Annotated in this window: 43 protein-coding genes; 38 read left to right on the forward strand and 5 right to left on the reverse strand. The window is 70.3% G+C overall.

The window, feature by feature from the left end:
• The first annotated feature begins 97 nt into the window (after positions 1 to 97).
• From OG746_RS00130 to OG746_RS00170, 9 genes are all read left to right on the forward strand, one after another.
• The gene (locus OG746_RS00130; RefSeq protein ID WP_266710519.1) at positions 98 to 556 is read left to right on the forward strand and encodes a hypothetical protein; all 459 of its coding nucleotides are present in this window, start codon (positions 98 to 100) and stop codon (positions 554 to 556) included.
• 54 nt (positions 557 to 610) lie between these two features.
• Positions 611 to 763 (forward strand): hypothetical protein, encoded by a 153-nt coding sequence (locus tag OG746_RS00135; RefSeq protein ID WP_266710520.1) that lies wholly within the window; start codon positions 611 to 613, stop codon positions 761 to 763.
• Positions 760 to 1,152 (forward strand): hypothetical protein, encoded by a 393-nt coding sequence (locus OG746_RS00140; RefSeq protein WP_266710521.1) that lies wholly within the window; start codon positions 760 to 762, stop codon positions 1,150 to 1,152. Before OG746_RS00135 ends, OG746_RS00140 begins: the two co-directional genes overlap by 4 nt.
• Entirely contained in the window at positions 1,149 to 1,970 is an 822-nt protein-coding gene (locus OG746_RS00145) for a WDGH domain-containing protein (protein ID WP_266710523.1), read from the forward strand. Before OG746_RS00140 ends, OG746_RS00145 begins: the two co-directional genes overlap by 4 nt.
• The gene (locus OG746_RS00150) at positions 1,967 to 2,170 is read left to right on the forward strand and encodes a helix-turn-helix transcriptional regulator (protein WP_266710525.1); all 204 of its coding nucleotides are present in this window, start codon (positions 1,967 to 1,969) and stop codon (positions 2,168 to 2,170) included. Before OG746_RS00145 ends, OG746_RS00150 begins: the two co-directional genes overlap by 4 nt.
• Positions 2,171 to 2,172: 2 nt before the next feature.
• On the forward strand, positions 2,173 to 2,436 hold the full coding sequence (locus tag OG746_RS00155) for a hypothetical protein (RefSeq protein WP_266710527.1): 264 nt from the start codon (positions 2,173 to 2,175) through the stop codon (positions 2,434 to 2,436).
• Positions 2,437 to 2,532: 96 nt separating this feature from the next.
• Positions 2,533 to 3,279 carry a hypothetical protein gene (locus OG746_RS00160; protein WP_266710529.1) on the forward strand — a complete coding sequence of 249 codons (747 nt, stop codon included), beginning with the start codon at positions 2,533 to 2,535 and terminating at the stop codon, positions 3,277 to 3,279.
• An 80-nt stretch (positions 3,280 to 3,359) separates the two neighbouring features.
• The gene (locus tag OG746_RS00165) at positions 3,360 to 3,578 is read left to right on the forward strand and encodes a hypothetical protein (RefSeq protein WP_266710531.1); all 219 of its coding nucleotides are present in this window, start codon (positions 3,360 to 3,362) and stop codon (positions 3,576 to 3,578) included.
• Positions 3,579 to 3,619: 41 nt separating this feature from the next.
• Positions 3,620 to 3,805, forward strand: a complete 186-nt coding sequence (locus OG746_RS00170) for a hypothetical protein (RefSeq protein WP_266710533.1) — start codon at positions 3,620 to 3,622, stop codon at positions 3,803 to 3,805.
• On the opposite strand, the gene OG746_RS00175 is transcribed toward OG746_RS00170, so the two are convergent.
• Both OG746_RS00175 and OG746_RS00180 read right to left on the reverse strand, forming a co-directional pair.
• Positions 3,794 to 3,955 carry a hypothetical protein gene (locus OG746_RS00175; RefSeq protein ID WP_266710535.1) on the reverse strand — a complete coding sequence of 54 codons (162 nt, stop codon included), beginning with the start codon at positions 3,953 to 3,955 and terminating at the stop codon, positions 3,794 to 3,796. The two genes, OG746_RS00170 and OG746_RS00175, sit on opposite strands and share 12 nt — an antisense overlap.
• 14 nt (positions 3,956 to 3,969) lie before the next feature.
• Positions 3,970 to 4,182 carry a hypothetical protein gene (locus tag OG746_RS00180; protein ID WP_266710537.1) on the reverse strand — a complete coding sequence of 71 codons (213 nt, stop codon included), beginning with the start codon at positions 4,180 to 4,182 and terminating at the stop codon, positions 3,970 to 3,972.
• 114 nt (positions 4,183 to 4,296) lie between these two features.
• On the opposite strand from OG746_RS00180, the gene OG746_RS00185 reads away from it, so the two are divergent.
• Positions 4,297 to 4,539 (forward strand): ArsR family transcriptional regulator, encoded by a 243-nt coding sequence (locus OG746_RS00185; protein ID WP_266710539.1) that lies wholly within the window; start codon positions 4,297 to 4,299, stop codon positions 4,537 to 4,539.
• Positions 4,536 to 4,763 carry a hypothetical protein gene (locus OG746_RS00190; protein WP_266710540.1) on the forward strand — a complete coding sequence of 76 codons (228 nt, stop codon included), beginning with the start codon at positions 4,536 to 4,538 and terminating at the stop codon, positions 4,761 to 4,763. The genes OG746_RS00185 and OG746_RS00190 overlap by 4 nt, the downstream gene beginning before the upstream one ends.
• Here OG746_RS00190 and OG746_RS00195 read toward each other — a convergent pair.
• The 3 genes from OG746_RS00195 to OG746_RS00205 all read right to left on the reverse strand — a co-directional run bounded on the left by OG746_RS00195 (position 4,735) and on the right by OG746_RS00205 (position 5,804).
• Positions 4,735 to 4,971, reverse strand: a complete 237-nt coding sequence (locus OG746_RS00195; protein WP_323179529.1) for a hypothetical protein — start codon at positions 4,969 to 4,971, stop codon at positions 4,735 to 4,737. The genes OG746_RS00190 and OG746_RS00195 overlap by 29 nt on opposite strands.
• Positions 4,972 to 5,064: 93 nt before the next feature.
• Positions 5,065 to 5,511 (reverse strand): DUF6221 family protein, encoded by a 447-nt coding sequence (locus tag OG746_RS00200; RefSeq protein WP_266710542.1) that lies wholly within the window; start codon positions 5,509 to 5,511, stop codon positions 5,065 to 5,067.
• Between the two features lie 2 nt (positions 5,512 to 5,513).
• Complete coding sequence (locus OG746_RS00205; protein WP_266710544.1) at positions 5,514 to 5,804, reverse strand: helix-turn-helix domain-containing protein; 291 nt, start codon at positions 5,802 to 5,804, stop codon at positions 5,514 to 5,516.
• Between the two features lie 163 nt (positions 5,805 to 5,967).
• Between OG746_RS00205 and OG746_RS00210 the strand changes: the two genes are divergently transcribed.
• From OG746_RS00210 to OG746_RS00340, 27 genes are all read left to right on the forward strand, one after another.
• The gene (locus OG746_RS00210) at positions 5,968 to 6,138 is read left to right on the forward strand and encodes a hypothetical protein (RefSeq protein WP_266710546.1); all 171 of its coding nucleotides are present in this window, start codon (positions 5,968 to 5,970) and stop codon (positions 6,136 to 6,138) included.
• Complete coding sequence (locus tag OG746_RS00215) at positions 6,138 to 6,314, forward strand: hypothetical protein (RefSeq protein ID WP_266710548.1); 177 nt, start codon at positions 6,138 to 6,140, stop codon at positions 6,312 to 6,314. The genes OG746_RS00210 and OG746_RS00215 overlap by 1 nt, the downstream gene beginning before the upstream one ends.
• A 144-nt stretch (positions 6,315 to 6,458) precedes the next feature.
• Positions 6,459 to 7,865, forward strand: coding sequence for a hypothetical protein (locus tag OG746_RS00220; RefSeq protein ID WP_266710550.1), 1,407 nt, complete (start codon positions 6,459 to 6,461; stop codon positions 7,863 to 7,865).
• On the forward strand, positions 7,862 to 8,521 hold the full coding sequence (locus tag OG746_RS00225; protein ID WP_266710551.1) for a hypothetical protein: 660 nt from the start codon (positions 7,862 to 7,864) through the stop codon (positions 8,519 to 8,521). Before OG746_RS00220 ends, OG746_RS00225 begins: the two co-directional genes overlap by 4 nt.
• A gap of 10 nt (positions 8,522 to 8,531) precedes the next feature.
• Positions 8,532 to 8,927 carry a hypothetical protein gene (locus OG746_RS00230; RefSeq protein ID WP_266710553.1) on the forward strand — a complete coding sequence of 132 codons (396 nt, stop codon included), beginning with the start codon at positions 8,532 to 8,534 and terminating at the stop codon, positions 8,925 to 8,927.
• Complete coding sequence (locus OG746_RS00235) at positions 8,927 to 9,598, forward strand: hypothetical protein (protein WP_266710555.1); 672 nt, start codon at positions 8,927 to 8,929, stop codon at positions 9,596 to 9,598. The genes OG746_RS00230 and OG746_RS00235 overlap by 1 nt, the downstream gene beginning before the upstream one ends.
• An 88-nt stretch (positions 9,599 to 9,686) precedes the next feature.
• Complete coding sequence (locus OG746_RS00240) at positions 9,687 to 9,935, forward strand: hypothetical protein (protein ID WP_266710557.1); 249 nt, start codon at positions 9,687 to 9,689, stop codon at positions 9,933 to 9,935.
• A 90-nt stretch (positions 9,936 to 10,025) separates the two neighbouring features.
• Positions 10,026 to 10,166 (forward strand): hypothetical protein, encoded by a 141-nt coding sequence (locus OG746_RS00245; RefSeq protein WP_266710559.1) that lies wholly within the window; start codon positions 10,026 to 10,028, stop codon positions 10,164 to 10,166.
• Between the two features lie 192 nt (positions 10,167 to 10,358).
• Positions 10,359 to 11,096 carry a DNA-methyltransferase gene (locus tag OG746_RS00250; protein ID WP_266710561.1) on the forward strand — a complete coding sequence of 246 codons (738 nt, stop codon included), beginning with the start codon at positions 10,359 to 10,361 and terminating at the stop codon, positions 11,094 to 11,096.
• A gap of 192 nt (positions 11,097 to 11,288) precedes the next feature.
• The gene (locus tag OG746_RS00255; protein WP_266710563.1) at positions 11,289 to 11,684 is read left to right on the forward strand and encodes a hypothetical protein; all 396 of its coding nucleotides are present in this window, start codon (positions 11,289 to 11,291) and stop codon (positions 11,682 to 11,684) included.
• A 73-nt stretch (positions 11,685 to 11,757) separates the two neighbouring features.
• On the forward strand, positions 11,758 to 12,291 hold the full coding sequence (locus OG746_RS00260) for a hypothetical protein (protein ID WP_266710565.1): 534 nt from the start codon (positions 11,758 to 11,760) through the stop codon (positions 12,289 to 12,291).
• Positions 12,291 to 13,577: a PBSX family phage terminase large subunit gene (locus OG746_RS00265; protein WP_266710567.1), complete on the forward strand. Its 1,287-nt coding sequence runs from the start codon at positions 12,291 to 12,293 to the stop codon at positions 13,575 to 13,577. The genes OG746_RS00260 and OG746_RS00265 overlap by 1 nt, the downstream gene beginning before the upstream one ends.
• The gene (locus OG746_RS00270; protein ID WP_266710569.1) at positions 13,574 to 13,747 is read left to right on the forward strand and encodes a hypothetical protein; all 174 of its coding nucleotides are present in this window, start codon (positions 13,574 to 13,576) and stop codon (positions 13,745 to 13,747) included. Before OG746_RS00265 ends, OG746_RS00270 begins: the two co-directional genes overlap by 4 nt.
• Entirely contained in the window at positions 13,747 to 13,950 is a 204-nt protein-coding gene (locus OG746_RS00275; protein WP_266710571.1) for a hypothetical protein, read from the forward strand. Before OG746_RS00270 ends, OG746_RS00275 begins: the two co-directional genes overlap by 1 nt.
• The gene (locus OG746_RS00280; RefSeq protein ID WP_266710573.1) at positions 13,931 to 15,445 is read left to right on the forward strand and encodes a phage portal protein; all 1,515 of its coding nucleotides are present in this window, start codon (positions 13,931 to 13,933) and stop codon (positions 15,443 to 15,445) included. Before OG746_RS00275 ends, OG746_RS00280 begins: the two co-directional genes overlap by 20 nt.
• Before the next feature lie 10 nt (positions 15,446 to 15,455).
• A complete protein-coding gene (locus OG746_RS00285; RefSeq protein ID WP_266710575.1) occupies positions 15,456 to 17,681 on the forward strand; it encodes a phage minor capsid protein in 2,226 nt (741 codons plus the stop codon).
• Positions 17,682 to 17,694: 13 nt separating this feature from the next.
• Positions 17,695 to 17,850 (forward strand): Rmf/CrpP fold protein, encoded by a 156-nt coding sequence (locus OG746_RS00290; RefSeq protein WP_266710577.1) that lies wholly within the window; start codon positions 17,695 to 17,697, stop codon positions 17,848 to 17,850.
• Between the two features lie 150 nt (positions 17,851 to 18,000).
• Positions 18,001 to 18,807 carry a hypothetical protein gene (locus tag OG746_RS00295; protein ID WP_266710579.1) on the forward strand — a complete coding sequence of 269 codons (807 nt, stop codon included), beginning with the start codon at positions 18,001 to 18,003 and terminating at the stop codon, positions 18,805 to 18,807.
• Positions 18,808 to 18,825: 18 nt separating this feature from the next.
• On the forward strand, positions 18,826 to 19,776 hold the full coding sequence (locus OG746_RS00300; protein ID WP_266710581.1) for a major capsid protein: 951 nt from the start codon (positions 18,826 to 18,828) through the stop codon (positions 19,774 to 19,776).
• A gap of 93 nt (positions 19,777 to 19,869) precedes the next feature.
• Complete coding sequence (locus OG746_RS00305; RefSeq protein ID WP_266710583.1) at positions 19,870 to 20,145, forward strand: hypothetical protein; 276 nt, start codon at positions 19,870 to 19,872, stop codon at positions 20,143 to 20,145.
• A gap of 34 nt (positions 20,146 to 20,179) precedes the next feature.
• Positions 20,180 to 20,587 carry a hypothetical protein gene (locus tag OG746_RS00310; protein WP_266710585.1) on the forward strand — a complete coding sequence of 136 codons (408 nt, stop codon included), beginning with the start codon at positions 20,180 to 20,182 and terminating at the stop codon, positions 20,585 to 20,587.
• Entirely contained in the window at positions 20,587 to 20,904 is a 318-nt protein-coding gene (locus tag OG746_RS00315) for a hypothetical protein (RefSeq protein WP_266710587.1), read from the forward strand. Before OG746_RS00310 ends, OG746_RS00315 begins: the two co-directional genes overlap by 1 nt.
• Positions 20,905 to 20,916: 12 nt before the next feature.
• Positions 20,917 to 21,267, forward strand: a complete 351-nt coding sequence (locus OG746_RS00320) for a minor capsid protein (protein ID WP_266710588.1) — start codon at positions 20,917 to 20,919, stop codon at positions 21,265 to 21,267.
• A complete protein-coding gene (locus tag OG746_RS00325) occupies positions 21,264 to 21,695 on the forward strand; it encodes a minor capsid protein (RefSeq protein ID WP_266710590.1) in 432 nt (143 codons plus the stop codon). The genes OG746_RS00320 and OG746_RS00325 overlap by 4 nt, the downstream gene beginning before the upstream one ends.
• A gap of 10 nt (positions 21,696 to 21,705) precedes the next feature.
• Positions 21,706 to 22,191, forward strand: a complete 486-nt coding sequence (locus OG746_RS00330; protein WP_266710592.1) for a phage tail tube protein — start codon at positions 21,706 to 21,708, stop codon at positions 22,189 to 22,191.
• Complete coding sequence (locus tag OG746_RS00335; protein WP_266710594.1) at positions 22,191 to 22,712, forward strand: DUF7426 family protein; 522 nt, start codon at positions 22,191 to 22,193, stop codon at positions 22,710 to 22,712. Before OG746_RS00330 ends, OG746_RS00335 begins: the two co-directional genes overlap by 1 nt.
• A gap of 204 nt (positions 22,713 to 22,916) precedes the next feature.
• Positions 22,917 to 25,382, forward strand: coding sequence for a phage tail tape measure protein (locus tag OG746_RS00340; RefSeq protein WP_266710596.1), 2,466 nt, complete (start codon positions 22,917 to 22,919; stop codon positions 25,380 to 25,382).
• Position 25,383: the final 1 nt, after the last annotated feature.

The raw sequence follows: 25,383 nt of genomic DNA on the forward strand, positions 1-25,383 counted from the left end.
CTCGTGCTCGGCCCGTTCGTCTCCGCGCTCCTGCTCACCATCCGGTGGGCAGGGCGCACCCTCCACCACCACACCACCAACCGGAAGGCCCACTGACATGGGATGGAACAGCGCGAACCGCATCTTCGACCCCGTCGCCAAGGCACTCGTCGAGACCGGCGCCGACGACGACACCAAGCGCAAAGTCCTCGGCGACCTCATCCGCGAACTCCAAGACGGCGACTGGGACACCGAAGACGAGTCGCTGGAGGACTTCCTCGACGACCCCGCCATCGTCTCCGCGTTCGCCGACCACAACGTCCACCTCAGCGATCGCCGATGCTGCCCGCGCGAACTCGGCGTCGGCCCCCGCGAAGCGCTACTCCTCATGCGCCGCGAGGACACCAGCGAGCAGCAGATGAACGAAGCCCTCCACGCGTACACCCACCACCTCGCCGAGACGATCCGCGCCAACCGCGACCACCTCCGCGGCTCGACCATGCCGGCCACCGCCGTCGCCGACTGGATAGCGGACCTCATCGACCCCGCCGAGCCGTCCGCCATCGCCCACAGCTGACCCCGTCCCGCCGCCTCACGCCCGAGGCGGCGGCCTACCCGGAAGGCGCGCACCGTGACCGCCGAACAGCTCGCCCTCGACGAAGCCGACGAGGACGACGACGAGCCCGCCCTCGACGAGCCGGGCCTCCCCGCCGACCTCCGCGGCCAACGCATCCCCGCCGGCGCCCACATCACCGACCTCCACCTCACCGGGAGCTACCTATGACACCCGCCCTCCGCACCGCCCGATGGCTCACCGCGGCCGCCACCCTCAGCAGCGGCACCGCCGCCTACCTCGTCGCCACCGGCTCGTACTGGTTCGCCGTCGGCGTCGTCTACGTGGCCGGCGTCCTCGCCTGGTGCGCATCCCGCGACTACGCCCGACACGGCCGCATCCAACTCCAGGCCCTCGGCCGCACCCTCACAGCGATCGAGTCGTCCACAGCGTGCTGCCACCTTGCGGAGCACTCCGACGGGCAAGCCCACAACCCGAGTTGCCTGCGCCGCCCGACCAGCGAGCTGTACGCCACGTGCTGCGTCGACGCGTTCGTCAGCCGCGGCGCGCAACACGAACCGACCTGCCCGTCCCGCACGACGAGGAGCAGCGCCGCATGACCAACCGCATCCCTCTGGACGAGATGACCAGCGACCAACTCGACGCCCTGTACGCGCGCGTCGAACGCGCCGAAGCAGCCCAGACCACGCCCGCGCTCCACGCCCAACTCCGCGCAGCCATCGAGCCCATCCTCGACGAGTACCCGGAGCACAACCGGACCGACGAACACGAGGCGCTCCTCGCCGAGATCACCACCGCCGTCCTCGGCGTCGTCCTCCCCGCCGCACGCACCACGGCCGCGATCGCCCGCATGTCCGAGGCCGAGGTCCACCGCGTCATCGCCGTCATCGAGCAAGGACCGCCCGACGAGCACCTCGACCCCCAGTGGGAACGAGGCTGGGACGCGGCCATGGACGCCATCCGCTCCGCCCTCGTGTCGTCGACGGAGTTGCGCAGCCCCGGCGACGAGGCACTGAAGCAGTACGACGCCGAGACCGAGCGCATCGAGGCCGAGAACGAACAGCTCAGCGCCGCGTACCGGGAGCGCGCGCATCTCGTCGCGCTCCTCGCCGCCATGACACCCGGCGCCGTCATCGCGCCCGCGCCCGACGTCGACGAGCCGGGATGGCAGATCGCCTACCTCACCATCGGCGGTCGGCAGGCGAGTTGGCACATTGCGCCGCGCGACGCCTACCTGTTCGCCGCCGTCGAGTACGTCGAGGCCGACGACCCGCGCGCGCAGTGGGACGGCCACACCACCGAGGAGAAGTACATCGGCATCGCTGCCTACACGGCCGAGCTGATGCGGCGCTGCGGGCCCGAGTGCGGCGAGATGCACACCGAGACCGGGCGCTGCGAGATCGCGAGGAACCGATGACCGAGAACACCGCACGACGCCCATTGGCCACGGCCGAGGAGATCGCCGAGTACTGCGGCGTCCCCCTCGGCACGGTCTACCAGTGGTCCAGCCGTGGCGGCGGCCCGAAGCTCATCAAGGTCGGGCGTCACCTTCGGGCCCGGTGGAACGACGTCGAGGCGTGGCTCGACGCACAGACGATCACGCCGAAGGAGCAGTAGCCGTGGCCACTCTGTCTATCTCCAGCGTGATCCTCCACTGCGACGGATGTGGCAAGCCGTTCAACGACGGCGAGTCGTTCCGGAGCAGCACCGAAGCGCGGGCAGCCGCCTACGCCGCCGGTTGGCGCTTCCCGCCCATGGTCACGAAGACCGGCAAGCCCTCCACACAGGGTTCCGATGCCTGCCCGAAGTGCCTGCCCACCTGGAAGACCCTGCCGCTTGCCTCACGCCACAGCTACCAGCGGCAGGACGGCAGCATCCGCTGACACAGCACGAAGGGGCGCGCCCACGATCTCCCCAGACCAGGCACGCCCCCACCGGTGGCCTCACCGTACCTGCCCCACGCACCACAGGAGCACTCGATGAACCCCACCGCCACCAACCTCCGTACCGTCGCGCTGCACTGGACGGACCTCCGCGAAGCCGCCGGAGCCCCAACCCAGTTGGGCGCCTTCGGCCTCGGCCTCCGCGGCTACCTCGCCCGCCTCGACGACGCCGACGCCGAGCAGCTCGAGTACGAGCGCCACCAGGCCGCGCACCTCCGCTCCCTCGAGCGCGACCCGCTCCAGCTCGGCGACCGCCCCACCCCGATCCGGTTGCACATCCTCGACACCATGCGCGCCGTCGAGGCCGCGCTCACCGCCTGCGCCGACGACATTGCACGGCAGGTACAGCGCACGCCGATGGCCATGCCGACCGCACGCCACGCCACCTACGCCAGCCAGCGCGAGGCCGACATCGCCCACCGCGACCGGCAGCGTCAAGCCGTCCTCGCCCGCGCTGATCTGGCCGACCCGCGCAGGTGGCGGCACACCGGCCGCCGCGACGCCGTACGCGCCGCCCTGTGGCTGTGCGCCCGCGTCGAATACCGGCCCGGCCCGTGCCAGCCGATCAACGAGCAGCACGCGAAGCGCATCGGCATGGTTGCGGCCGGCGCCGCCGAGCGCGTCGAGCGCGCCCTCGACATCGCGGCGCAGCAGCGGACGATCGCCCAACGGTGCGCGTGCGGTGGGGAGATCACGATGCACGGCGGCGAGGGCCGGGCCCCGGTCGCGCACTGCGAAGGCTGCGGACGGATCTGGACAGAGGGCGGACTCGTCGCCGCTTGACGACGCCGGAGCATGCGTCAGTGTCGGCCTGTACCTTAGGAGTTAGGCGCGGGGCCTGGATAACACGAAGGTGGTATTCGATGTTCAAGTCCCGCCGCATCTACTTCTACGGTGGCCCGTTCGACGGCCTTGACTGGCCGTGGCCGAAGTCCGACAAGGTCGACCGTTTGATCCTTGTCGAGTACGACCCGGACCCGACTCAGCTCGCGCTCTATGGCATCCGTGAGTCGGCCCTCGTGGCGCAGGACCAGGAGATCATCTACGACTACGCCGGGATGATCTCCGCCACGGCAGAGTAGGCATCGAGTGACTGCCGGCTAGTGGGGCGCGTTATCCAGTCGTGGACCTCGACGACGTGACCTTCGTGCCCCCGCCGCCCGCCCCGCTGCTCCCTGTGCTCAGCCTCGATGACGCACACGAGCTGATGGGGCTCCTCGCCGACATCCGCGACGGGCACGAGCCTGACGTCGAGCTCGCGCGCTACCTGCTCGGGAACCTCGCGGCGAGGGTGCCGTCACTCCCCTGAGGGAGGCTCGTCCGCACGTCCGCGATGGACCGGACACACCCAGTCCTGCTCGACATCCGGCACGTCCGGATCCGTGCGGCGCGAGACCTCGACCTTGGGGCGCCCACAGAGCTGGCAGCGAGGTGGCTTCTCGTCGAACTCGTAAGCCATGGCTCCTCCTCGGGTTATGCCGCCTCGTAGTGGTGCGCGCGCCCGCCCCGCCACTTCACCCACGACGGATCATCGAGCAGCTCCTCGGCGCCTTCCAGCCCGGCCCGGCGCAGGAACTCCACGACGTCGTGATCGGAGTGTGCGAGGCCGAGGATCTGCCCGCGCGCGACGAGGCGCCGGCCGCCCGTGCCGAGCGGCGGGTGCACGACTATCGGGGCGCTCGCCATACCTCCAGGGTGCACCTGCCGGGCGAGGCTCGCAGGTCGCACGCTTCGTTGCCGAATAAATCGAACACGTGCTCTAGTTGAAGGGAAGTGATCGCCAAGCCTCCGGGGGTGACCATGTCCCGCACCATCCACTCGCAGCCCGCCGACATGCGACAGGCCGGCATCGAGCAGGCGTACCGCGAGCTGCTCCTCAAGCTCGAAGGCGAGCCGAGCGTGCGCGAGCTGGCCGACGCCGTCGGCGTCACCCCCTCGACGATCAGCCTCCAACTCAAGAAGATGCGCGAGCGCGGCATCGACATCCGCACGCGCGGCTGGAGGCGCCGACGCATGTGCCCGCACTGCGGCGGCGACCTGTGACCTACACCCCGCCCGGCCGCTACCACGTCGCCTTCGACCGCGACGGCGCGCGGATCCTGGACGGCTGGTGGGACGACCCGGATACGGCCGACCGAAAGTTCGACGGGCTCCGGGCGCAGCACGAGGAGCACGCGAGTGCGCGGCTGCTCCTCACCGAGTGGGACGACGGGCGGGAGTGGCCGCTCCGCGAGTGGCCTACTCCGGCTTCGGGGGGTGCCGGGTGATCTGCCGGAGCTGCTTCTCGACGTCGAACCGACTGAGGCCGTTGTCCTTGGCGTGCGCAGTGACCGCGGCCTGAGCCTCGGCCACCTTGTCGAACCAGAGCTCGCGCTGTGCCGTGAGCTCGTCGCCGTCGAGGTGCTCCAGCTTCTTGCCCTCGTCGTCGGCCGCGCGCTGAAGCTTGGTCAGGTCATCCGGAAGTTCGATCGCCACGAACCGGATCTTAAGCCGCGCCCCACGACGGGGCGCGGCGGGCACGACGAAGCCCCCGCACCCAGCCGGGGCGGGGGCTCAACTGCGACAGTCCTAGGGGCGCCACTCATCGAGGAAGCCGGGCCGTTCCGTGTACGGGGAAGCGAGCGCCTTCACCACCGGTCGCAGCGCGACGAGCCCCATCTTCGCCGGGCCGCTCAGCATGGAGTCGGTGGACGTCGCTGCATCGAGATGCAGCTGAACGGTCGCGAGGATCTCCCGCTTGGCGTCGATCTCACGCAGCACCCGCGCCGGATCATGCTCGGCGATGTGCCGTGCCACGGCCTCGTCGTCCGCTGCCTGCGGCCGGTAGTCCACGACGCCTTCGTCAGCCCCGTCGATGACGACCCAGCGTGCCTCACGATGCACGAAGCCAGGCCCGCGATCGTAGGACCTCCAGCGGCCGCTACCAAGAGCGGCGTCGTCGTCCCACAGGGTCGCCCGCGCGATCCGCTCGTCTTCGTCGAGCTGAGCACCGAGCCACCGCACGAGATCATCCACCGCTAAGACTCCTCCTTGCGCGGCCGATTCTTTCCCGACCCCGAATAGCCGACCTCGATGTCCTGCACCGTCCGCAGCGACACCCCGAGCGTGGCCGCGATCTTCCGATACGACACCGGCGGCTCCTGCGCCCGCATCTCCAGTACAACCGCCCGCCGATCCTCCCGCCAACGCTGCGCCCTCGCCGCCTGATCCGCGAGCACCTCGCCGATAGCCCTGGCGCGCACCTCCGGATCGGCAATCGCCTCCACCGCGTTCATGGCTTCGATCACCCGCTGAGCCTCCTCGGTCACACCCGGCCTCATCTCGATTGGGCGGGCCGCTTGCCACGAGTGTATGGGGTCCCATACATTCGTGAAAGCAGCCCGGCACGGCTGATGCACAAAGCCCCCGGCCCGGCGCTGGAACGCCATATGGGCCGGGGGCGCCCACCTTCAACTCCACGAAGAGGCAGGCATGCCCAACGGTACCGATCAGTCCCCGCCCGATGAAGCCGCACGCGTCGCCGCGCTCCACCAGGAGGCCGCCGCCGACTACGCCACGGCGCAGAACCCCGCGCAGCAGGCCGCCGCCCGCGACCAGCTCGCCGAGGCCCGCGCGCACGGCAACGAGCAGGCGGCCACCTGATGCCGGACACCTTCGGCGGCACCTGGAACCGACCCCGGAACTCGGACCGCGGCCGCTCCCAGCGCGAGATCCAAGAACGCGTCAGCTATGACCACGAGCCGCAGACCGGGTGCGGGGCGATGTTCCTGCTGTGCGTCCTCGCCGTGGCCGCCGTGATCGGTGCGGTGCTCGCGTGAGGGGCAGCCCCTGGGAGTTCCTCGGCATCGTCGCGTGCCTCGCAGCCGGGGTCTTCGCCGTCGTCTGGATCACCACCCACTGACCGGCCGGGCCCGCCTCACCCCCGGTGCGGGCCCGGCCTCCTCATCTCTGGAGCAGCACCAGTGATCGTTGACCAGCTCACCGAGTGGGCGGTCGCCAACCCTTGGCCGGCCGCCATCACCGCAGTGTTCGCGGTCGTCGTCGTCACCTTCCTTGCCGTGGCCCTGTGGCATGCGGCGGACGCGATCCGTGCGTTCAGGTTCCCGCCCGCCGCCGTTCTCGTCGCCGCAGCCGGGGCCCTCGTCTGCACCGCTTACTCCGGCGACACGAGCTGGCGTTTCGCCGAGAACTGGCTCGACATGGCCGACGCCACCGAGCGGGCCGCGATGTTCGCCGCGGCCGAACTGGCCCTCCTCGCCTGCGGGATCATGGCGCGCGCCCACAAAGCCGCGACCACCACCGACGCCAAGGCGGGCACCGGCGGCGTGCCCGGCGTCCTCATGTGGCTCATCACCGCCGTGCTCGTCATCCCCTGCTACGCCGAGTCCGGCATCGTCGGCGGCACCGTCCGCGCCGTCATCGGCCCCGTCATGGCCGGCATGCTCTGGCACCTCGCCATGGGCCTGGAGATCCGAGTCGCCCGCCCGGCCGCGCTGTCCTCCGGGCTGCTCCCCGTCATCGGCCGCGAGCTGCGCGAGCGGATGTTGTCCCGCCTCGGCCTCGCCACCCGCGACCGCACCGCCGAGCAGATCAGCCGCGACCGGGCCACCGCGCGCGCCGTACGCCTCGCGTCCCGGCGCCACCTCCGTGCGTGGGGACGAGCCCGACTCGCTGCCGCGGTCGCCCGCGCCTGCGTCGGGATCGACGGGGCGCAGCGTCACCGGCTCCTCCTCGAACTCGCCGCCCGCCGTACCTCGGCGGAGCTGCGGACCGTACCTCTGGTGTCGCCGTGGGCGAGTACACCCGTACTCGACGAGCCGCACCCGCCCACCCCGCTCGGCGTGGCCGGCGCCGAACTCCGACGCCTCGACCCGTTCGAGGTCGTCACCCAAGTACGGGCCGCGCACCCGCTGAAGACCGCGGCCGAGATCGCCGCCCTGTGCGGCGAGTACGGCGTACCCGTCTCCGAGACACAGGTACGCATCGCGACCCGAGCAGGGTTCCCACCTGCACAGGTACACCCCGCGGTACACCCCGCGCCCGTACTTCCCGAACTGCCCGAGCCGGAAGCCGTGCACGAGCAGGGCCTCGTACTCGACCTCGCGCTCACCGACGCCATCCCGAACCCGATGGCCGCACCCGTACCCGTACTCGCCGCGGACCGTACCCGCGACGAAGTACACGCCCGCGTACCCGACGGCGACGTACCCGCCGAACTCCTCGACCGCGCCCGCGAGATCGACGCCGAGTACAGGCGCACCCACCGCGGACAGCCCGCCTCGATCCGCGCCCTCAAGACCGCACTCCGCATTGGCCAGCCGCGCGCCGAGCAGGTACGCGACGCCCTCGCCGAGAGGCCCACCCCATGACCGACACCCGACCCGGACCCGACGAGCTGCGCATCCGCGGCATCCTCCGCAAGCACGGCGTCGGCCCGGATGCCGACGAGGAGCAGCCGCTCCCCGCCGCGCCCGCACGCCTGCCCGCCGGATTCCAGCCCGCCCCGGATCCGGACGACTGGTTCACCCGGCTCTACGGCCCGGACGGCGAATCACCCATCGGACCTGCGACCAGCACGGACACCGGTCCGGATCCGGAGGACGACGAGCCGCAGGAGCAGCCCACCCCGCGCAAGCGCGCCCCGCGCCTCAAGACGCGCTCCGGCAGCAAGCGAGCCAAGACCAAGAAGCCGAAGCAGGAACACCCGGCAGTCGCCGACCCGCGGCAGTCCCTCATGGACGCGCTCGACAACGTCCCGCCCCGCATCCGCCGCCTCGCTGCCAACCTCGCCGCGGCCGGCCTCGGTTGGTCGCTCGGCTGGGTCGACTTCGCCGAGGACGTCGTCGCGTGGATCCACGCGCACGGCCCCATCGACGCTCAGTCGATCTTCTGGTTCGTCGTCGGGCTCGCCTGCCTGGCCCTGTACCGGCGGTCGCGCCGCTGGTGGTGGCCCGTCGCCTGGATGGCCTCCGTTCCCGCTGCTACTGCCCTCGCTGGCGTGCTCCTGTACGCCCCAACCGCTTAAGGATCATCGCGTGTTCGGAGACCTCGGCCCCGTCGGCATCGCCCTCGTACTGACTGTGCTGCTCATCGTCGGCATCCCGGGCGGCGGCAAGCTCAAGCCGCTCGGCTGGTGGACAACGCTGCTCGTCGCGATGCTCGCAGCCAGCGCCTACAAGGCGGCGGGCGGCCCGTTCAACATCGTTCCGGACGCGGCCGGTACCGTCATCAACTTCCTGCGTGGCCTGACCAAAGGGGCCACGATGCCGGCGCTGGCGCTCTCCACGGCGATCGTCATGCTCTATCTGAAGCTGTCGACGAAGCAATTGGGCTTCGTCACGCTGGTGTTCTTCTACCTCGCGCAGGGCGCGGGCGGGAACTGGACCTACCTCGCGGACGCGATCGAGAACGCGCGGATCGGTCTCCAGTGATGCACATCAGCCTGCGTAAGAAGCCGGCCGCCCCGGAGCCGGAGCCCGTCGAGGAGGCCGAGCAGGACGTCGAGGAGCAGGAGCTTGGGGAGGAGCAGGAGGACGGGAAAGCTCTCTCGCTCCCCGCCGCCCTGGTCCATGCCGTGAAGGCGTGGTTCGCCTGGGGCACGGCCCGCCTTGGCGCCACCGCCACGTACTGGGGGCACGTGTTCGCCGTGTGGGCCTGCGCCTACTACCGCGGGTGGGTCCTCATCGCCGTACCCCTGGTGCTCCTCACGGTCGTCGGCCTGTTCGTTCCCCGGTCCGCGATCAACCAGTTCGCCGAGCGGGTCGAGGAGCGACGCGGCACCGCCAAGCGGGCCGACGCCGAGGCCGTCGAGGAGCCCCCGATCGAGCCGCTCCTCGGCCTCCTGCAACACCTCATCGGGGACGCCCGCGGGGTGCACCTCAAGACCCTCCTGGAGCACCTCGAAAAGGGGGCCGCGCAGGCGGGGCAGGAGCCCCCGTCGCGGGCCGACGTCGAGGCCAAGCTCGCGGCCCTCCGCGTGCCCCTCCGCCCCTCCGTACGGAACGCCGCAGGGAGGGTCAACCGGGGCGTGTACCGGGCCGACCTGGAGGCCGCTCTCGCCCCCTCTCCCGACGAGGCGACCGATCCGGCCCCTGACGTGTAGCTACCGCCGTAGCTACGTCCCTGACCAGCCATGTAGCAGCCCCCGCTACACCCGTAGCGGCCCGTAGTAGCAACCCCTGGAGCACCTCGTGCCGTACCTGTACCGCTGCGCCCAGTGCCGCACCGAGGCGCCCGAGAGACGCGACGCCAAGACGGAAGCGGAGGCCGACCAACAGGCGCACCGCGATGCCGCGCACGGCGGCCACCGGCCCATCGACGGCGACGGCATCGACCACGTCCACGCGGCCGGCCGCGGCGACGGCTGGCTCCCCAACGGGAGCTGTCTCGCCGTGCTCGTGCTGCTCGCCCTGGTCCTCTCGAACTGTTGGGGCCGCTGACCAACCCATAAGCCCCGGGGCGGCCGACTGCTGCCAGGCGCCCGACCGCCCCGGTTCACCCATCCCGATTCACGAGACAGGAGCGCCATCGTGCCACTGCCCAAGGACATGCCGATACGCGACCCGAAGCGCGCGGAGACCGACACGGAGAACGCCACCGAGTACCGGGCCTCGCGGGGCGGGTACTACCCCGTAGAGGAGAAGCCCGTTCCGGGTGCGCCGAAGCAGTAGCTCCGCCACACTGAACGCGCACGCCGGGTTGTGCCCGGCAGTGAGGCCCCGCCGTGCATCCCCCGTCGCGGCGGGGCCTTCGCGTTCCAACAGGTTTCAATGGGCAACTACCTGAGAAGAACGATCACGCTGCCAGGCCACCGCTAATGACTCGCTCGCATCCCAGCGCACGCGACCCAGCGAAAGGCCACCATGCCCAACTGGACACTGCACACGGGGGACGCCCTCACCCTGCTTCCTGCTCTCGACACTCCAGTCGACGCAGTCATCTGCGACCCGCCATACAACAGCGGCGGCCGCACCATGACCGAGCGCACCGCCCGCACCGCCCGAGCGAAGTACCTCACAGAAGCCGGCCGCAACCACGGGCACGACCTCGGCGACTTCACCGGCGAGAACCGCGACCAACGCTCCTACCTCGCCTGGCTCTCCCTGATCCTCGCCGAATGCCACCGGCTCACTCGGCCCGGCGGCGCCGCCCTCGTCTTCACCGACTGGCGCCAACTTCCCGTCACCACCGACGCCCTACAGGCTGCCGGCTACACCTGGCGCGGCATCGCCGTATGGCACAAGCCCACCGCGCGGCCCCAGCCTGGCCGTCTGCGACAGGAGTGCGAGTTCATCGTCTGGGGCAGCAACGGCCCGGTCTTCACCGGCGACGAGCCCGTCTATCTCCCCGGGCACTTCACCGGCAGCCAGCCCCGCGGCGCCCGGCGGCGCCACATCACACAGAAGCCCGTCGATGTGATGCGGGAGCTCGTACGTATCGTGCCCCGAGGGGGAACGGTGCTGGACCCATTCACCGGCGCGGGCACTACCGGGGTTGCCGCTCTCGAGGAGGGGCGCTCGTTCGTCGGCATCGAGCACTCCGCCGCGTACTCTGCCGTGACGCGTGAGCGCCTGGCATCAGTACAGGTGTCTTTGGCTTGACCCCGGGCCCCCAGGAGCATCTCCACGCGAACCTCAACTTTGCTTGACGTTCGCGTGGATCATGCCCCATAGTGGGCCGCAGATTTGGCATGCCCGGAAACAGGCAAACCCACAAAAGGTCCGCAACGGGCATTCCCACTTACACCACACGCCGCGATGATGGCCCCTCAGCACACCCGTCCTGGGGGGACCATGAACCGCCGCACCACCGCCGCCGGCCTACTCGTCACCGCGGCCCTCGCACTCACCGCCTGCTCGTCCGTCGACAACGGCGACGCCAAGCCCAAGGCAAGCGCCACCGACAAGCCGAAGGCAAGCGCCACCGAGAAGGCCAACCCGAACAAGCTCGACGATGCCGGCAAGTTCGCCTGCGACGACTTCGCCAAGGACTACCAGAGCGCGGACACCACACAGGCCCGCCTCGACCTCGCCCACAAGGTCAACAAGTGGGCGCCGAAGTCGTACACCAAGAACATCGCCGACAACGGCAAGGTGCTCGCCCGCGGCGCGGGCGGCTCCGACGGGTCGTGGCAGATCGCAGCGGACACCTTCGCTCAGTCCTGCCTCGACGCCGGCTGGAAAGCCTGACCGACCCCACTGACGAGCCCGGCCGCACACGTCCCCGCGGCCGGGCTCCCGCATGTCCCGAGGAGGTGACCCTGTGCCGAACCAGTACACCCACACGGTCACCGAGGCCGAACTCACGCAGCTCCGGGAACTCCACCGGCAGGGCCTTGGCCGCAACGCCATCGCCCGCGCCATGGGCCGCAGCCTCCGCACCATCAGCGTGTACGCCGCGCGAATGGACCTGTCCTTCGATCGCACCCTGACGGAGGAGGCCACGCGCGCACGGAAGGCCGACCTCGAAGAGCGGCGCATCATGCTCGCCGAGGCCCTCCAAGGCGACGCCGAACGCCTCACCGAGCAACTCTGGACGCCCTCAAAGGTGTTCAACATCGGCGGCAAGGACAACACGTACACCGAGCACGACGTCGACGAGCCGCCCGCGGACGCCAAGAAATCACTGATGGCCGCAGCCGGCATCGCCATCGAGAAGTCGATGAAGCTGATCCCGCCAGAGGTCGACGAGACCAACGTCATGGCGGCCCGGTCGATGCTCGGCTCGCTGGCCGATGGACTGTCCCGACTGGCCGCTCAGGAGCCGTCTGGGGAGGACGACAGCGGGGAGGGCTGATGCTCGACTCGCTGCCCCTGTCACGGAAGCAGATCAGTTCCATCGCGGGCGCGCAGGCGCGCATCAACGTGTGGCACGGCGCTATCCGTTCGGGCAAGACGATCGCCTCGTTGGTCGCGTTCCTGATCGCCGTGTCGGTCGCCCCCGCCTCGGGGCTGATAATCATCGTGGGCAGGTCGTTGCAGACGATCGAGCGGAACGTGTTGGACCCGCTCCAGGACGAGGCCCTGTTCGGCCCGGTCGCAAAGCTCGTCGTGCACACCCGTGGCGCGACCACCGCAACGATCCTCGGCCGCACTATCCACCTCATCGGCGCCGCCGATTCACGGGCCGAGGGACGGCTCCGCGGTATGACGTGCTGCCTCGCCTACGTCGACGAGGCCACGCTCATGCCGCGCGGATTCTGGAACCAGCTCCTCGGCCGCCTCTCCGTGAAGGGCGCCCGGCTGCTCGCCACGACCAACCCCGACAACCCCGGCCACTGGTTGAAGAAGGAGTTCCTCGACCGCGCCGGCGAACTCGACCTCAGGCAGTGGCACTTCACTCTCGACGACAACCCCGCCTTGGACCCGGCATACGTGGCCTCACTCAAGGCCGAGTACGTCGGCCTCTGGTACCGGCGGTTCATTGCCGGACACTGGGTCCAGTCCGAGGGCGCGATCTACGAGCAGTTCGATCCGGAGCAGCACGTCGTCAAGACGCTGCCGCGCATCGAGCGGTGGCTGTGCGATGCGATCGACTACGGCACCGTGAACCCGTACGCCGACCTCCTGTTCGGCATCGGCCGGGACCCGGGCACGGGACGATCGCGGCTGTACGTGGCGAGCGAGTTCCGGTGGGACTCGCGGATGGAACGCCGCTCGCTCACCGACGCCGAGTACAGCAAGGCCCGACGGGCGTGGCTGGCCCGAGTGCCGCAGCCGGAGAGCAACGTCGTCGGCGTCGCCCCGGAGTGGACGATCGTCGACCCGTCCGCGTCGTCGTACATCGAGCAGCTGCACCGCGACGGCGTCAGCGGTGTGACGGCCGCCGACAACACCGTGCTCGACGGGATCCGTACCGTGTCGTCGCTCCTGGCGACCGGTGATCTCGCCGTACACGAGTCGGCACGCGGCCTCATCGACGAACTGCCCGGCTACTCGTGGGACGACGCGGCAGCGGAGCGCGGCGAGGACAAGCCCATCAAGGACAACGACCACAGCTGCGACGCGCTCCGATACGGCATCCGTACGACCGAGGCCCTGTGGCGGCCCTACCTGCCCACCCGACTGGAGGTCGCCGCGTGAGCCGAGAACAGCCACCGCCGATGACCCCGGAGGCGGCGATCGAAAACGCGGCCCGGCTCCTACGGCACGCCGAAGGGGAAACGAACCTCGTCCTGATGGAGCGGCTCGACGACCTCGCCGGGTCGTGGCTCGGCATGGCGAACCTACTGATGGAACGGGAGCGCGCCTGATGGCGGCAGAGATCAGCATGCCCGTTCACGTCCGCGTCGGTGAGCACGAAGGCCACTGGGGCGACCTCGCGGTACCGGTGATCGACGGCACCGTCACCGAGCGGGACGTACGGCGCCAACTCATTGCGTTCCTCCGCGATTGCGCTGGCCAACTGGAGGCCGAACTCACCGAGGAGGTGTCGGATGCCGCTGCCCACGAGTGACACCGTGTGGCCGCCCCCGCACCTCGGTCCCGCCCTCGACGCCATGCACACCTGGGACTCCTGGTGGTCCGGCGACCCCGACCGCCTGGAGCAGCTCTACGGCGGCAGCACCGGCGGCGGCCCCGACCCCAAGCGCATGCAGTACGCGGGCGGCGTCGTGGGCCGCATTGCCCGCTGGTGGTGGGGCACCCCGACCGCGCCCGGCGAACGCCGTACGAAGATGCACGTGCCGATCGCGGGCGACCTCTGCGGCGGATCCGCCGACCTCCTGTTCTCCGAGCCGCCGAAGCTCGTCGTCGAGGACACCGCGACGCAGGCCCGGCTCGACGAACTGGCCGATGACGGCATGCTCGCCACCCTCCAGACCGCGGCCGAAGTCGGCGCCGCGCTCGGCGGCGTGTACCTGCGCCCCGTCTACGACATCGACATCGCCGACCGTCCCTGGCTCGTCGCCGAGCACGCCGACCGCGCAGTCCCCGAGTTCACGTGGGGCAAGCTCAGCGCCGTCACGTTCTGGCGGGTAGTCGGCGAAGACGACGGCCAAGTCTGGCGCCACCTGGAACGGCACGAGCCGGGCGTCATCCTCCACGGCCTCTACCAGGGCACCCGCGACAAGCTCGGCCGGCCGGTGCCGCTGGAGGACAGTCCGGCGACCGAGGGCTATGCCGAGATCGTCAACGACCAGGGCGCGATCGAGACCGGCTACCCCCTGCTCGACGTGTCGTACATCCCCAACCAGGCGTCCCGCCGGTGGCGGTGCCGGCCGCGGCTCGCCGACCTCGGCCGCTCCGACCTTGACGGCGTCGAGCCGCTGATGGACGCGCTCGACGAAACCTACTCGTCGTGGATGCGGGACATCCGCCTCGGCAAGGGCCGCATCCTCGTGCCGAATGCGTACCTCCAGTCGCAGGGACCGGGGCGCGGCGCGTCGTGGAATCCGGATCAAGAGGCGTTCGCGGGGCTGGAGATGCTGGCGCGTGGCGACTCCGGTACGCAGCTCACGGTGGCGCAGTTCGCAATCCGCGTGCAGGAGCATCGGGACACGGCCGAGGATCTCGTGAACCAGATCCTCCGCAGTGCTGGCTACTCGGGGCAGACGTTCGGGCTCGGCGGCGACATCGCGGTGACCGCGACGGAGACCGTGGCCAAGGAGCGCCGTTCGATGACGACGCGCGGCCGGAAGATCCTCCGGTGGCGGCCCGAACTGGCGCACTCAGTCGAGGCGCTCCTCGCGGTCGACGCGTTCGTGTTCGGCACCGGCGTGCAGGCGCAGCGGCCGAACATCGAGTTCGAGGACTCCGTCCAGGAGGATCCGCTCAGCCTGGCCAATACGGCGGACGTACTGCGCCGCGCGCAGGCAACGTCGACCGACACCCTCGTCCGCATGGTGCATCCCGAGTGGGACGACAAGCAGGTACAGGCCGAAGTCGCCCTCATCCAAGCCGAGTCCGGTACTGCGGTGCCGGACCCGATGCAGATGGGCGACCTGCCGTAGGGGGTACGGGATGCCGGTGTCCCCGTGGATGGCCGAAGACCTGTCCGCGGGGGTACGGGACCTGTACGCGGCCGCCGAGGAGCGGCTCCTCGCCATGGTGGCCCGACGGCTCGCCGACGGCATCGACGCACCGCACTGGATGGAGGCCAAGCTCGCCGACATCCAAGCCCTGCGCCGCGGCGCTCAGGCGGTCGTCGACGAGCTCGGCAAGGCGACCTCGCTGGAGATCCATGACGCAGTCGCCGAGGCGTACAACGTGGGCGCCCGCGCGGGCATCCTCGAACTCGGCGCGCTCCACGACGACGATGCGCGCCGGATCGCCGAGGAGACGCCGGGCACCCGCCGCGTGGACCGCCTCGCCATCGAGGCCAACGAACTTGTCACCGCCTCGCACCGGGGGATCCTCCGCGGCGTCGAGGACGTCTACCGGCAGGTGATCGCGCAGTCAGCGGCGACCCCGCTCATGGGCGTCGACACGCGCAGGCAGGCCACCCAGCAGGCCGTGCAGCGGTTCACCGACCGGGGCATCGCCTCGTTCATGGACCGGGCCGGGCGCTCGTGGTCGATGCCTACCTATGCGGAGATGGCGACGCGTACGGCCGTGGGCCGGGCCGCTGTCGAGGCGCACGCCGACCAGCTCACCGCGGCCGGCGTCGACCTGGTCATCGTCTCGAACTCGCCGCACGAGTGCCCGCTGTGTCGCCCGTGGGAGGGCAAGATCCTCGCCCTGTCCGGCCCGTCGGGGCGGCGCACGGTCGAGGTCGAGCACGCCACCGAGGACGGCCGCATGGTTCGCGTCGACGTGGCTGGCACCGTCGACGAGGCGCGTATGGCGGGGCTGCAACACCCGAACTGCAGGCACACCGTGGGCGCCTACCTGCCGGGCCTCACGGTGCCGCCGAAGGATGCGGCCACGGATCCGGACGGGTACGAGGCGACGCAGCGGCAGCGCGAGATCGAGCGGCACATCCGCAAGTACAAGCTGCGCGCCGCATCCGCCGTCGACCCGGCAGCGAAGCGGGCCGCACAGGCGCGCGTGCGCGGCTGGCAGAAGTCCATGCGCGAGCACCTGGACAACCACCCGGAGCTGATGCGCAAGCGCTACCGCGAGCAGCCCGGCGCCTCCAACCTGTCGACCGGCACGCGGCCGCCGCAGGACGCCATCGAGGCCGCACGCCTCCGCGCGGGCGACACCCGGACTCCGGCCGAGATGAGCGACACGCAGCTCGGCCAGGCGATGCGCTCCGGCGCCCTCGACGACCGCGCGTTCGCCCGCGTCCGTGACGAGGCTGATCGCCGCGACCATGCGGCGCTCCTCGCGCGGATCCGGCCGCTCGGCCGGCTCGTCGACGACCTCACCGGCTTTGCCGATGACGAACTCGGGCGCGCACTGCGCGACATGGGGCCCGACGAGGCGCTCCGGATCGCTGCGGAACTCGACCGGCGCGACCTCGACACCGGCATGCCCGGCATCGACACCACGCTGGTCGGCATGTCCGATGAGGCCCTCGGCCTGCGCGCGGCCACCGCCAGCGGCGACCAGCTCTCCGCGATCGCCGCGGAGGCCGACCGCCGGCAGATGCTCGCCGCGATGTTCCCTGCCGGGCAACTCGCCGCGGATCTGGCGCCGTTCGGCGACGACATGCTCGGCTGGGCAATGCGGTACGCGGACGAACGGGCCGCAGCGAGGATCGCCGCCGAGCTCGACCGCCGTTACCCGCCCGAGCCCGCGCCCGCGGCAGCCGGCGCGCACACGGTCGAGGGCCAGCTCGCCGACCGGGCCGCCCTCGACGAGGCCCTCGGCCCGCTCGGCGACGTCGACGACTGGTCGCATCTGGTCGACGATCTCCCGGACCCGTATGCGGGCATGACGGCGACGGAGCGGTGGATCGCCGAGCGGGAGGCGGAGCAGCAGACGGCGCGCGGCGCGTACACCCGGAAGCAGATACGGGAGATGTACGACGAGCACGTGTGGGCGCAGTACATGGCCGCCGAGGACGCCACGAACGGCTACCTGTTGAGCCGGGAGGCCAAGGCCGCAGGCATCGACCCGGGCAGCCTCTTCACGGGCCCGTCACACGTCGCCTACGCGCGCGCCTCAGAAGACCTGAAACGGTGGTGGGCGGACAACCCGCGCACTACTCTGGCCGAGTACACCGAGATGGTCACCGGACAGGCCAGCGACGCCGCGAGTACCGCCCGCAAGGCCCGGAGTGACCAGCAGAACCGACTCTGACCCGGAGGCCGCTATGCCCCGCGAGCAGCTCGTACGCGCGCTCGGCGAAGGGCTGGCCGCTGGCCGCGAGAAGGCTCCGCCGTCCACGTGCCCGTACCCCGCTGGTGACCTGCGCCGTACGGCGTGGGTGCGCGGCTACGCGAAGGCCCGCCCGGTCAACCTCGGCTGAGATCAGCCCACTTCACGGCCCGCCTGGTGCGGGCCTTTTTTCATGCCCGGATCCGGGCCCACACACGTCCGGTGCGCCTGGCGCGCTCCGGCATGCAGACAGGTCCCGCCGGGTGCGGGGCCCACCTCTACGCGCACCAGGAGTGCACGCATGAACAAGCGAACTCTCGCCCGCCACCGCGCCCTCGACGGCGAAGGGTGGGCACACCCCTACGGGCACGCCCCTTTCGCCCCCTACCTGTACGCCGACGGCGGGGACGGAGACGACTCCGGATCCGACAGCGACGACAGCGGTAGCGACGAGGGCACGGACGTTTCCGGAGACGACGACGCCGGCGGGACCGGCGACGACGACGCTGGAGATTCCGACGCCAAGGGGAAGGACGACAAGCCGAAGCCGAAGCCGCCCGCGAAGAAGGACGGCGACGACGATCCGGCAGCCACGATCGCCCGGCTCCAGAAGGAGCTGAAGACGGCGAACGGTGAAGCCGCGAAGGCCCGCACCACGGCGAAGAAGTCCGCGGCGGACGAGGCACGTACGGAGATCGTGCAGGAGCTCGGCAAGGCGCTCGGCCTGATCAAGGACGACGACAAGACGCCTCCGGATCCGGCGGTGCTGAAGCAGCAGATCGAGCAGGCGACCGCTGCTCACCGCGAGACCGCGGTCGAGCTGGCCGTCTATCGGGGTGCGGCCAAGCACGGGGCCGACCCGGACGCGCTCACCGACTCCCGCACGTTCCTGAAGTCGATCGGGGATCTCGACCCGGGCGACGAGGAGTTCGCGAAGAAGGTCAACGCCGCGATCAAGCAGGCCGTGACCGACAACCCCAAGCTCAAGGCCGCGAGCCAGGCGCCCGCGCGCACATCGAGCGACTTCTCCGGCAGCACCGAGAAGCGCACGCCCACGAACAGCATCGATGCCCAGCGGGAAGCGCGACGGAAGTCGCGCGCTGGCTGACCGTAGAGAGGGCCCCTCATGGCCAACACGTTCCTCACCCCCGACCTGATCGCGACGCGCGCGCTCGCGACCCTGTACGAGACCACGCACATGGCGCAGCTCGTACACCGCGACTACGAGTCCGACTTCGCAGGAAGCCAGGGCGACACGATCACCGTCCGCAAGCCCGCGACGTTCACGGCGAACGAGTTCAACCGGGCCACGGGCATCGTGCCCCAGAACGCGACGGAGTCCGGGTTCCCGGTGGTTCTCAACCACCTGCCCGACGTGTCATTCGCGGTCACGACCGAGCAGCTCACGCTTGAGATCAACGACTTCGCCACGCAGCTCCTCGACCCCGCCATGGAGGCCATGGCGCAGAAGATCGACCGCGACCTCCTCGCACTGCGCGACGACATCTCTCAGACGGTCGGCCCCGTCTCCGAGAACACGGACGGGGAAAACTACAACTACCCGGCCGGGAAGTACCCGTGGTCCGACTCCCGGGTTCTCATCGAGGCCGGGGCACTCCTGGACACAAAGAGCGTTCCGGCGGCGGAGCGCCGCGTCGTGGTCGGGCCTCGCACCAAGGCACGTTGGACGGCCGAGAAGATCTGGCGTGCGGCCGACCAGCGGGGCGACACCGTGGGCCTGACCGAGGCCCAGTTCGGCGCCAACGCTTCCGGGTTCGCGCCGTACATGACGCAGAACATCCCGGGCCCGGCGGGCACTCCGGCGGCTGGTCAGCCGACGACCGAGGAAAACGTCGCGTTCCACAAGACGGCGTTCGCGCTCGTCACGCGGACGCTGGAGGTCCCCCCGGGCGCGCAGGACGCCACGATCATGAACTACAAGGGGTTCGCCCTCCGCGTGGTCTACGACTACGACATCAAGTACAAGCAGACCGTCGTGTCGGTCGACTGCCTGTACGGCACGAAGACCCTCGACGCGAACCGCGCGGTCCTCATCAAGGGCGCCGACGCGGCCTGATCCTCACTGGGGTGGTGGGTGGCTGGAGGGGCGCCGGGCGTGACGGCCTGGCGCCCCTCCGCATGCCTGCCCTGATCTGGCCCGGGAGGGCTCATGCCGAAGTACCGCAACAACAACACCGGCGATGTCGTCGAGTACGAGCACCCGGACGCGCGCCTGGAGATGCTCCCGAACTGGGAACGCCTCGACACCGAGGCCGCACCGGAAGACAAGGGCCCGGCCGACGAGCAGGACGGCCGGCCGTCCAAGAGCGCGAACAAATCCGAGTGGCTGGCGTACGCGCGCGCACAGGTGCAGGACGCCGACGAGAACGACGAGCTGGACACGCTCACCAAGGACCAGCTCGTCGAGCGCTACGGCGACGCGTAAGCCGCCCTATCTGCACGCCATTTGGGGGTGACGCATGCCCGGCCGCGTGTACGCGACGACAGCACAGCTCGCCGAGTATCTCGGCACTGATCCGCCCGCCGGCGCGGAACGCCTCCTCGCGCAGGCGTCACAGCTCCTCGACGCCGACTTCCTGCTCGCGGCGTTCTACGACACGGACGCCGAGGGCATGCCCGCCGACCCGGTGGTCAGCGAGGCATTCGCCACCGCCGTCTGCGCGCAGGTCGAGTTCTGGGGCGAGGTCGGCGAGGAGACCGACGTGTCGGGCCCGCTCCAGGGCGTCACCCTCGGCTCGCTCAGCCTTCAGTTCGGCGCAGGCGACAACAGGAGCAGCCCGTCGTACTACGCGCCCCGCCTGGTGCGCGCGCTCGCCGTGCTGCCCGCGGACAAGTTCCGCATCGGCGTCGTCACCGGGGGTTGGTGATGGGGCGGATCCCTGGCTGGCTCCTCGTCCACACGATCACCTTGGAGCCGTACGAGGGCGACGGCTCCAAGGGCCCCATCTACGGGCCGCCCGTGAGCGTGCGGTGCTTCCTCGACGAGCAGACCCGCGCCGTCCGCTCACCCGGCGGCGACACCGTCACCTCCTCCTCGACCGCCTACGCGCGGCGGGGCGTGGACGCGCCACCGCTGTCCCGCGTCACCACGGCGGGCGGCCGCATCACGAAGGTCATCCAGCTCAAGGACCGCGCGGGCGGGCGCCTGCGCACCCCCGACCACGTGGAAATCCAGCTCGAATAGGGAGGCCCTGCCGTGGCCCAACGCTTCCGACTGAACTTCAACGGTGCCCCGGCAGAGCACGCCATCCGCGCGGCCTCCGCCCGCGGCCTCCACCTCGCGGCCGAGCATGTCCTCACCGAGTCACAGGCCGTCGTCCCCCTCGACGAGGGACCGCTCCAGCACTCCGGCACCGCCTCCGTCGACGAGGGGACGCTGACAGCCGCCGTCTCCTACGACACCCCGTACGCCGTCCGCCAGCACGAGGAAATGGACTACCGGCACGCACCCGGGCGACAGGCCAAGTACTTGGAGCAGCCGCTCAACGAGAACCGCGGGCAGGTCGCCGCGCTCATCGCCGCGCAGGTCAGGCGGGCCCTGCGGTGAGCTACACGAGCAGCCTCCTCGGCGGCATCGCCGGCCTCCTCATCGAGGCCGGCGTCGGCGTCTACCGGCCCGACGCAGTGATCTCCGACCCGGACACCGGAATCTTCCGCGGCGTCATGCCGGCCACACCGGAGCGGGCGCTCGGGATCACCGACTACCCGGTCGAGGACGGCGGCGGCACGGACGTGATCACGGGCGTGCAGATCCGCATGCGTGCCGGCCGGGACCCGGACGCGATCGCCGACCTCGCCGACGCGGTCTTCGGCGTGCTGCACATGCGCGAGCACTACAGCGCGGGCGGCGTGGACGTGGCGCTGTCGTGGCGCCAGTCGCAGGCGTGGATCGGGCAGGACGCGCACGGCCGCATGGAACTGACCTCGAACTACTACTTCCGGACCTCTCGGCCGGGCCCCCACCAGCACGAATAGGAGCACCCCTATGTCCACACCTGTGGAAACGAACGTCACTGCGCTCGCCCGGCGTTGGCGCCTGGAGGTCAACGTCGGGACGGAAGCGACACCGGACTGGAAGCTGTGCCCGGGCGTCGTGGAGTTCCAGCCCTCCTCGGAGCCGAACATCGAGGACAGCTCGGACTACGACTCCGACGGTTGGGCGGGGAACACGAAGACCGGTCAGGCGTGGGAGGTGTCCGTCACGATCAACCGGAAGATCAACGACCAGACGAAGGTGTACCACCCCGTCCACGAGGCGATCCGGCTCGCGCACTACGCCTACGGCTCCGCCAACCTGATCCACCTGCGGTACATGGACCGCAACGGCCTGCCGGAGGCGTACGAGGGCAAGGCCATCCCCGAGTGGGCGGAGTCCGGCGGCGAAACCACCGACCTCGGACAGGTGGAGATCACGTTCACCGGCGACGGCCCGCTGGAGACCATCGCCAACCCGCTCGTGGTCACGCCCTGATGGCCGCACAGTTCGAGGCGCTCGGCGACTTCCTCGATGACTGGCTGGAGCTGCCGGTGCGCTGCAAGGACGGGCAGACCCGCATCTTCAAGGTTCCGTCGCCGCCCGCCGAGGACGGCCTGCGGATCGACCAGGTCACCACCATGGCCGCCCGCCTCGCTCTGGGAGGTGCGCCCGCCGACGAGGAGATCCTCAACGACGACGAGGAGAAGGACCTGTTCCGGCTCGCCCTCGGCGACGCCTACGACGAGATCATTTCCCACGTCGCCTGGACCCGCTTCCGGCACATCGCGATGACCGCTGTCGTGTGGATCACCTCTAGCCGTGAGAACGCGGCCGCCTACTGGGCTGCGGGTGGCGACCCTTCTCTCCTGGCCCCGAACCGGCAGGTCCGTCGATCGCAGACCAACGGCGCCTCGGCGTCGGCTGCGGCGAATACGACCCGGTCACGGGGCTCTACGAGTGGTACGAAGGCGGGCTCACGCCGCAACGGTCGGAGCGGAAAGGCGCACCGCAGATAACCCGCGAGGCCCTGCTCGAACAGTGGCCGCTCGTCGAGGCCGACATGCACGACGTGTACGGCCTCGACCTCTCCTGCGGCGTCATGCGCGATCGGTCGTGGCGCTGGTTCCTGATCCGCCTGTACGGCCTCCTGTCCGCAGATTCACGCGTCGCACGGCACTTCGCACCTCCCGAACCCAAGCACTCTCGAAGGAGGTAGCGCCGTGGCGCTCAACGTCGGTGAACTCGCCGGAACCATCACCCTCGATGCCTCCGGTGTCGCCGACGGCCTGCGCGACGCCGAGCGCCAGATGCAGCGCGCAGGCGACCGGATGGGCGCGGACGCCGGGCGCGCCGGGCAGTCGGCGGGACAGCAGCTCGGCGACGGCATCACACACGGCGCGACCAACGGCACACGCGACCTGTCCCGCCACATGACCGCCGCAGGTCGGCAGGCAGGCGAGGGGCTGGGTGAGGGCGTTCGCAGCTCATCCAGCAGCGTCGGTGAGGCAGCCGGGAGCGTCGGCGACTCCGGCGGCGATTCGTTCATGCAGCGGATGCGCGGGCGCGCGTCCGCGGGCGTCAGCGATGTCGCGACCAGTGTCCGCTCGGGCCTGTCCGCCAAGCTCGGACTGGCGGCGATCGGTGCGGCAGCCGGCGCGCTCCTCATGCAGGGCATGCAGACCGCCCTCGACCAGTCCCGCATCACCGGCCGCCTCGGCGCCCAACTCGGGGCGACGGGCCCGGAGATGAAGAAGTACGGGCATATCGCGGGCCGCATGTACGCGGACGCGGTCACCGAGGATTTCCAGGGCGCCGCCGACGCGATCTCGGCAGTGATGCGGGCGGGTATCGCTCCGCCGGGGGCAACGGAGGCACAGCTCCAGTCGCTCGCCACGAAGGTGTCCGACTTGGCGAACACGTTCGAGTTGGATCTCGGGCAGACCGCGAACGCGGTCGGCCAGATGATCAAAACGGGGCTGGCGAAGAACGGCACCGAGGCCGTCGACGCACTGACCCGCGGCCTCCAGAAGATGGGGCCGCGCGCCGACGACATCGCCGACACCTTCAACGAATACTCCACGATCTTCAGGCAGATGGGACTGTCCGCCACCGACGCGACCGGGCTTCTGTCGCAGGGCATGAAGGCGGGCGCCCGCGACACGGACGTGGTCGCAGACGCTCTGAAGGAATTCACGCTGATCACGCAGACCGGCGGAAGCAAGGTCGACGACGCGTTCAAGAAGATCGGCCTGTCCGGCAAGGAGATGCAGGCCGCGTTCGTGAAGGGCGGCCCGACGGCGCGTGCAGCCCTGGACAAGGTCTTCGAGGGGCTGTCCAAGATGAAGGACGGCACCGACAAGAACAACGTTGCCCTGACCTTGTTCGGCACCAAGTCGGAGGACACGCAGAAGGCGCTCATGGCGCTCGACCCGTCCTCGGCCGCTTCCGCCCTCGGCAAGGTGGGCGGTGCTGCCGACCGGATGGGCGACAGCCTGCGGGACAACGCGGGCACGCGCCTGGAGGCGTTCAAGCGAGGCATTCAGCAGAACGTCGTGGACTTCCTCGGCGGGCAGGTCCTCCCTGCCTTCCAGAAGGTCAAGACGTTCGTGGTGCAGCAGTTCGGCGGCATGTGGGCCGAGGCCGGACAGAACGGCGCGACGGGCCTCGACCAGTTCTTCGCGTTCCTGCCGCTCCTCGGCGAGAAGCTCGTCACGAAGATCAAGGAACTCGCCCCGAAGGCTGTCGCGGGCTTGCAGCAGCTCGGCACCGACATGGCGAACTGGATGATGGAGAACCCCGACAAAATGTTCAAGATCGCCCTGTTCGCTCAGGCGATCATCGTCGGGATGTCGCTGCTGCCGATGCTCGTCCTCGCAGCGGTCGTCGCCGCCGCCGGAATGATCATCGGGAGTCTCGGACAGCGACTCCTCGAAGGCGCTGGAGAGAAACTCTCCCAACTCGGCACCTGGATCAGCACATGGTTCGGCGGCCTGTGGTCGCGGTACGTCGCCACGCCCGCGTCCACCTTCCTGGCCAACTTCACAATGTGGGTCGCCTCCCTGCCCGGGCGCGCGGGCAGGGCCCTGTCCAACCTCGGCTCCACGATCGCGCTCGTCGCTTCCCGCAGCTGGCAGATGTTCAAGGACGCTGCCGCCCGCAAGGGCACCGAGTTCCTGGTGTGGGCGGCCGGGCTACCGGGCCGGATCTCGCGGGCCATCGGCTCCCTGAAAGACCTCCTCGTCTCCAAGGGCGCCGACGTCGTGCGCGGCCTCCTGGCCGGTGTCGAGTCCATGGGCAGTTGGCTCCGCTCGCGGCTGATGTCGTTCGCCAAGGGGATGATCCCGGGCCCGATCGCCAAGGCACTCGGCATCCACTCCCCGTCCAAGGTGATGGCGTCGCAGGTGGGCCGGTGGATTCCGGCCGGTATCGCGCAGGGCGTCGAGGCGAACACGGGCGTCCTCGACCGGACGATGTCCTCGCTCGTCGACACCCCGACCCCGTCCGCCGCCATGGCCTCCTCGGTCGGCGGGGCGGTGGCCGGCGCTTCCGGCGGTGGCGGCTCGTCCGCCATCACCCTCCGCGTGGACACCGGTGGCTCAGCGGCCGACGAGCTGCTCGCCAACCTCATCCGCCAGTTCGTGAAGGTGCGCGGCGGCAACGTTCAGACCGTCCTCGGAAGGGGGTGAC

Source organism: Streptomyces sp. NBC_01016 (assembly GCF_026341035.1).
Lineage (GTDB): Bacteria > Actinomycetota > Actinomycetes > Streptomycetales > Streptomycetaceae > Streptomyces.

Excerpts from the sequence above, each read along its gene's own strand:
- OG746_RS00235 (WP_266710555.1), top strand. The coding sequence starts at position 8,927 with ATGCACATCAGCCTGCGTAAGAAGCCGGCCGCCCCGGAGCCGGAGCCC.
- OG746_RS00265 (WP_266710567.1), top strand. The coding sequence starts at position 12,291 with ATGCTCGACTCGCTGCCCCTGTCACGGAAGCAGATCAGTTCCATCGCG.
- OG746_RS00150 (WP_266710525.1), top strand. The coding sequence starts at position 1,967 with ATGACCGAGAACACCGCACGACGCCCATTGGCCACGGCCGAGGAGATC.
- OG746_RS00280 (WP_266710573.1), top strand. The coding sequence starts at position 13,931 with ATGCCGCTGCCCACGAGTGACACCGTGTGGCCGCCCCCGCACCTCGGT.
- OG746_RS00145 (WP_266710523.1), top strand. The coding sequence starts at position 1,149 with ATGACCAACCGCATCCCTCTGGACGAGATGACCAGCGACCAACTCGAC.
- OG746_RS00290 (WP_266710577.1), top strand. The coding sequence starts at position 17,695 with ATGCCCCGCGAGCAGCTCGTACGCGCGCTCGGCGAAGGGCTGGCCGCT.
- OG746_RS00210 (WP_266710546.1), top strand. The coding sequence starts at position 5,968 with ATGCCCAACGGTACCGATCAGTCCCCGCCCGATGAAGCCGCACGCGTC.
- OG746_RS00160 (WP_266710529.1), top strand. The coding sequence starts at position 2,533 with ATGAACCCCACCGCCACCAACCTCCGTACCGTCGCGCTGCACTGGACG.
- OG746_RS00310 (WP_266710585.1), top strand. The coding sequence starts at position 20,180 with ATGCCCGGCCGCGTGTACGCGACGACAGCACAGCTCGCCGAGTATCTC.
- OG746_RS00175 (WP_266710535.1), bottom strand. The coding sequence starts at position 3,955 with ATGGCTTACGAGTTCGACGAGAAGCCACCTCGCTGCCAGCTCTGTGGG.
- OG746_RS00305 (WP_266710583.1), top strand. The coding sequence starts at position 19,870 with ATGCCGAAGTACCGCAACAACAACACCGGCGATGTCGTCGAGTACGAG.
- OG746_RS00130 (WP_266710519.1), top strand. The coding sequence starts at position 98 with ATGGGATGGAACAGCGCGAACCGCATCTTCGACCCCGTCGCCAAGGCA.
- OG746_RS00255 (WP_266710563.1), top strand. The coding sequence starts at position 11,289 with ATGAACCGCCGCACCACCGCCGCCGGCCTACTCGTCACCGCGGCCCTC.
- OG746_RS00335 (WP_266710594.1), top strand. The coding sequence starts at position 22,191 with ATGGCCGCACAGTTCGAGGCGCTCGGCGACTTCCTCGATGACTGGCTG.
- OG746_RS00300 (WP_266710581.1), top strand. The coding sequence starts at position 18,826 with ATGGCCAACACGTTCCTCACCCCCGACCTGATCGCGACGCGCGCGCTC.
- OG746_RS00275 (WP_266710571.1), top strand. The coding sequence starts at position 13,747 with ATGGCGGCAGAGATCAGCATGCCCGTTCACGTCCGCGTCGGTGAGCAC.
- OG746_RS00315 (WP_266710587.1), top strand. The coding sequence starts at position 20,587 with ATGGGGCGGATCCCTGGCTGGCTCCTCGTCCACACGATCACCTTGGAG.
- OG746_RS00215 (WP_266710548.1), top strand. The coding sequence starts at position 6,138 with ATGCCGGACACCTTCGGCGGCACCTGGAACCGACCCCGGAACTCGGAC.
- OG746_RS00295 (WP_266710579.1), top strand. The coding sequence starts at position 18,001 with ATGAACAAGCGAACTCTCGCCCGCCACCGCGCCCTCGACGGCGAAGGG.
- OG746_RS00140 (WP_266710521.1), top strand. The coding sequence starts at position 760 with ATGACACCCGCCCTCCGCACCGCCCGATGGCTCACCGCGGCCGCCACC.
- OG746_RS00285 (WP_266710575.1), top strand. The coding sequence starts at position 15,456 with ATGCCGGTGTCCCCGTGGATGGCCGAAGACCTGTCCGCGGGGGTACGG.
- OG746_RS00225 (WP_266710551.1), top strand. The coding sequence starts at position 7,862 with ATGACCGACACCCGACCCGGACCCGACGAGCTGCGCATCCGCGGCATC.
- OG746_RS00185 (WP_266710539.1), top strand. The coding sequence starts at position 4,297 with ATGTCCCGCACCATCCACTCGCAGCCCGCCGACATGCGACAGGCCGGC.
- OG746_RS00330 (WP_266710592.1), top strand. The coding sequence starts at position 21,706 with ATGTCCACACCTGTGGAAACGAACGTCACTGCGCTCGCCCGGCGTTGG.
- OG746_RS00250 (WP_266710561.1), top strand. The coding sequence starts at position 10,359 with ATGCCCAACTGGACACTGCACACGGGGGACGCCCTCACCCTGCTTCCT.
- OG746_RS00165 (WP_266710531.1), top strand. The coding sequence starts at position 3,360 with ATGTTCAAGTCCCGCCGCATCTACTTCTACGGTGGCCCGTTCGACGGC.
- OG746_RS00180 (WP_266710537.1), bottom strand. The coding sequence starts at position 4,182 with ATGGCGAGCGCCCCGATAGTCGTGCACCCGCCGCTCGGCACGGGCGGC.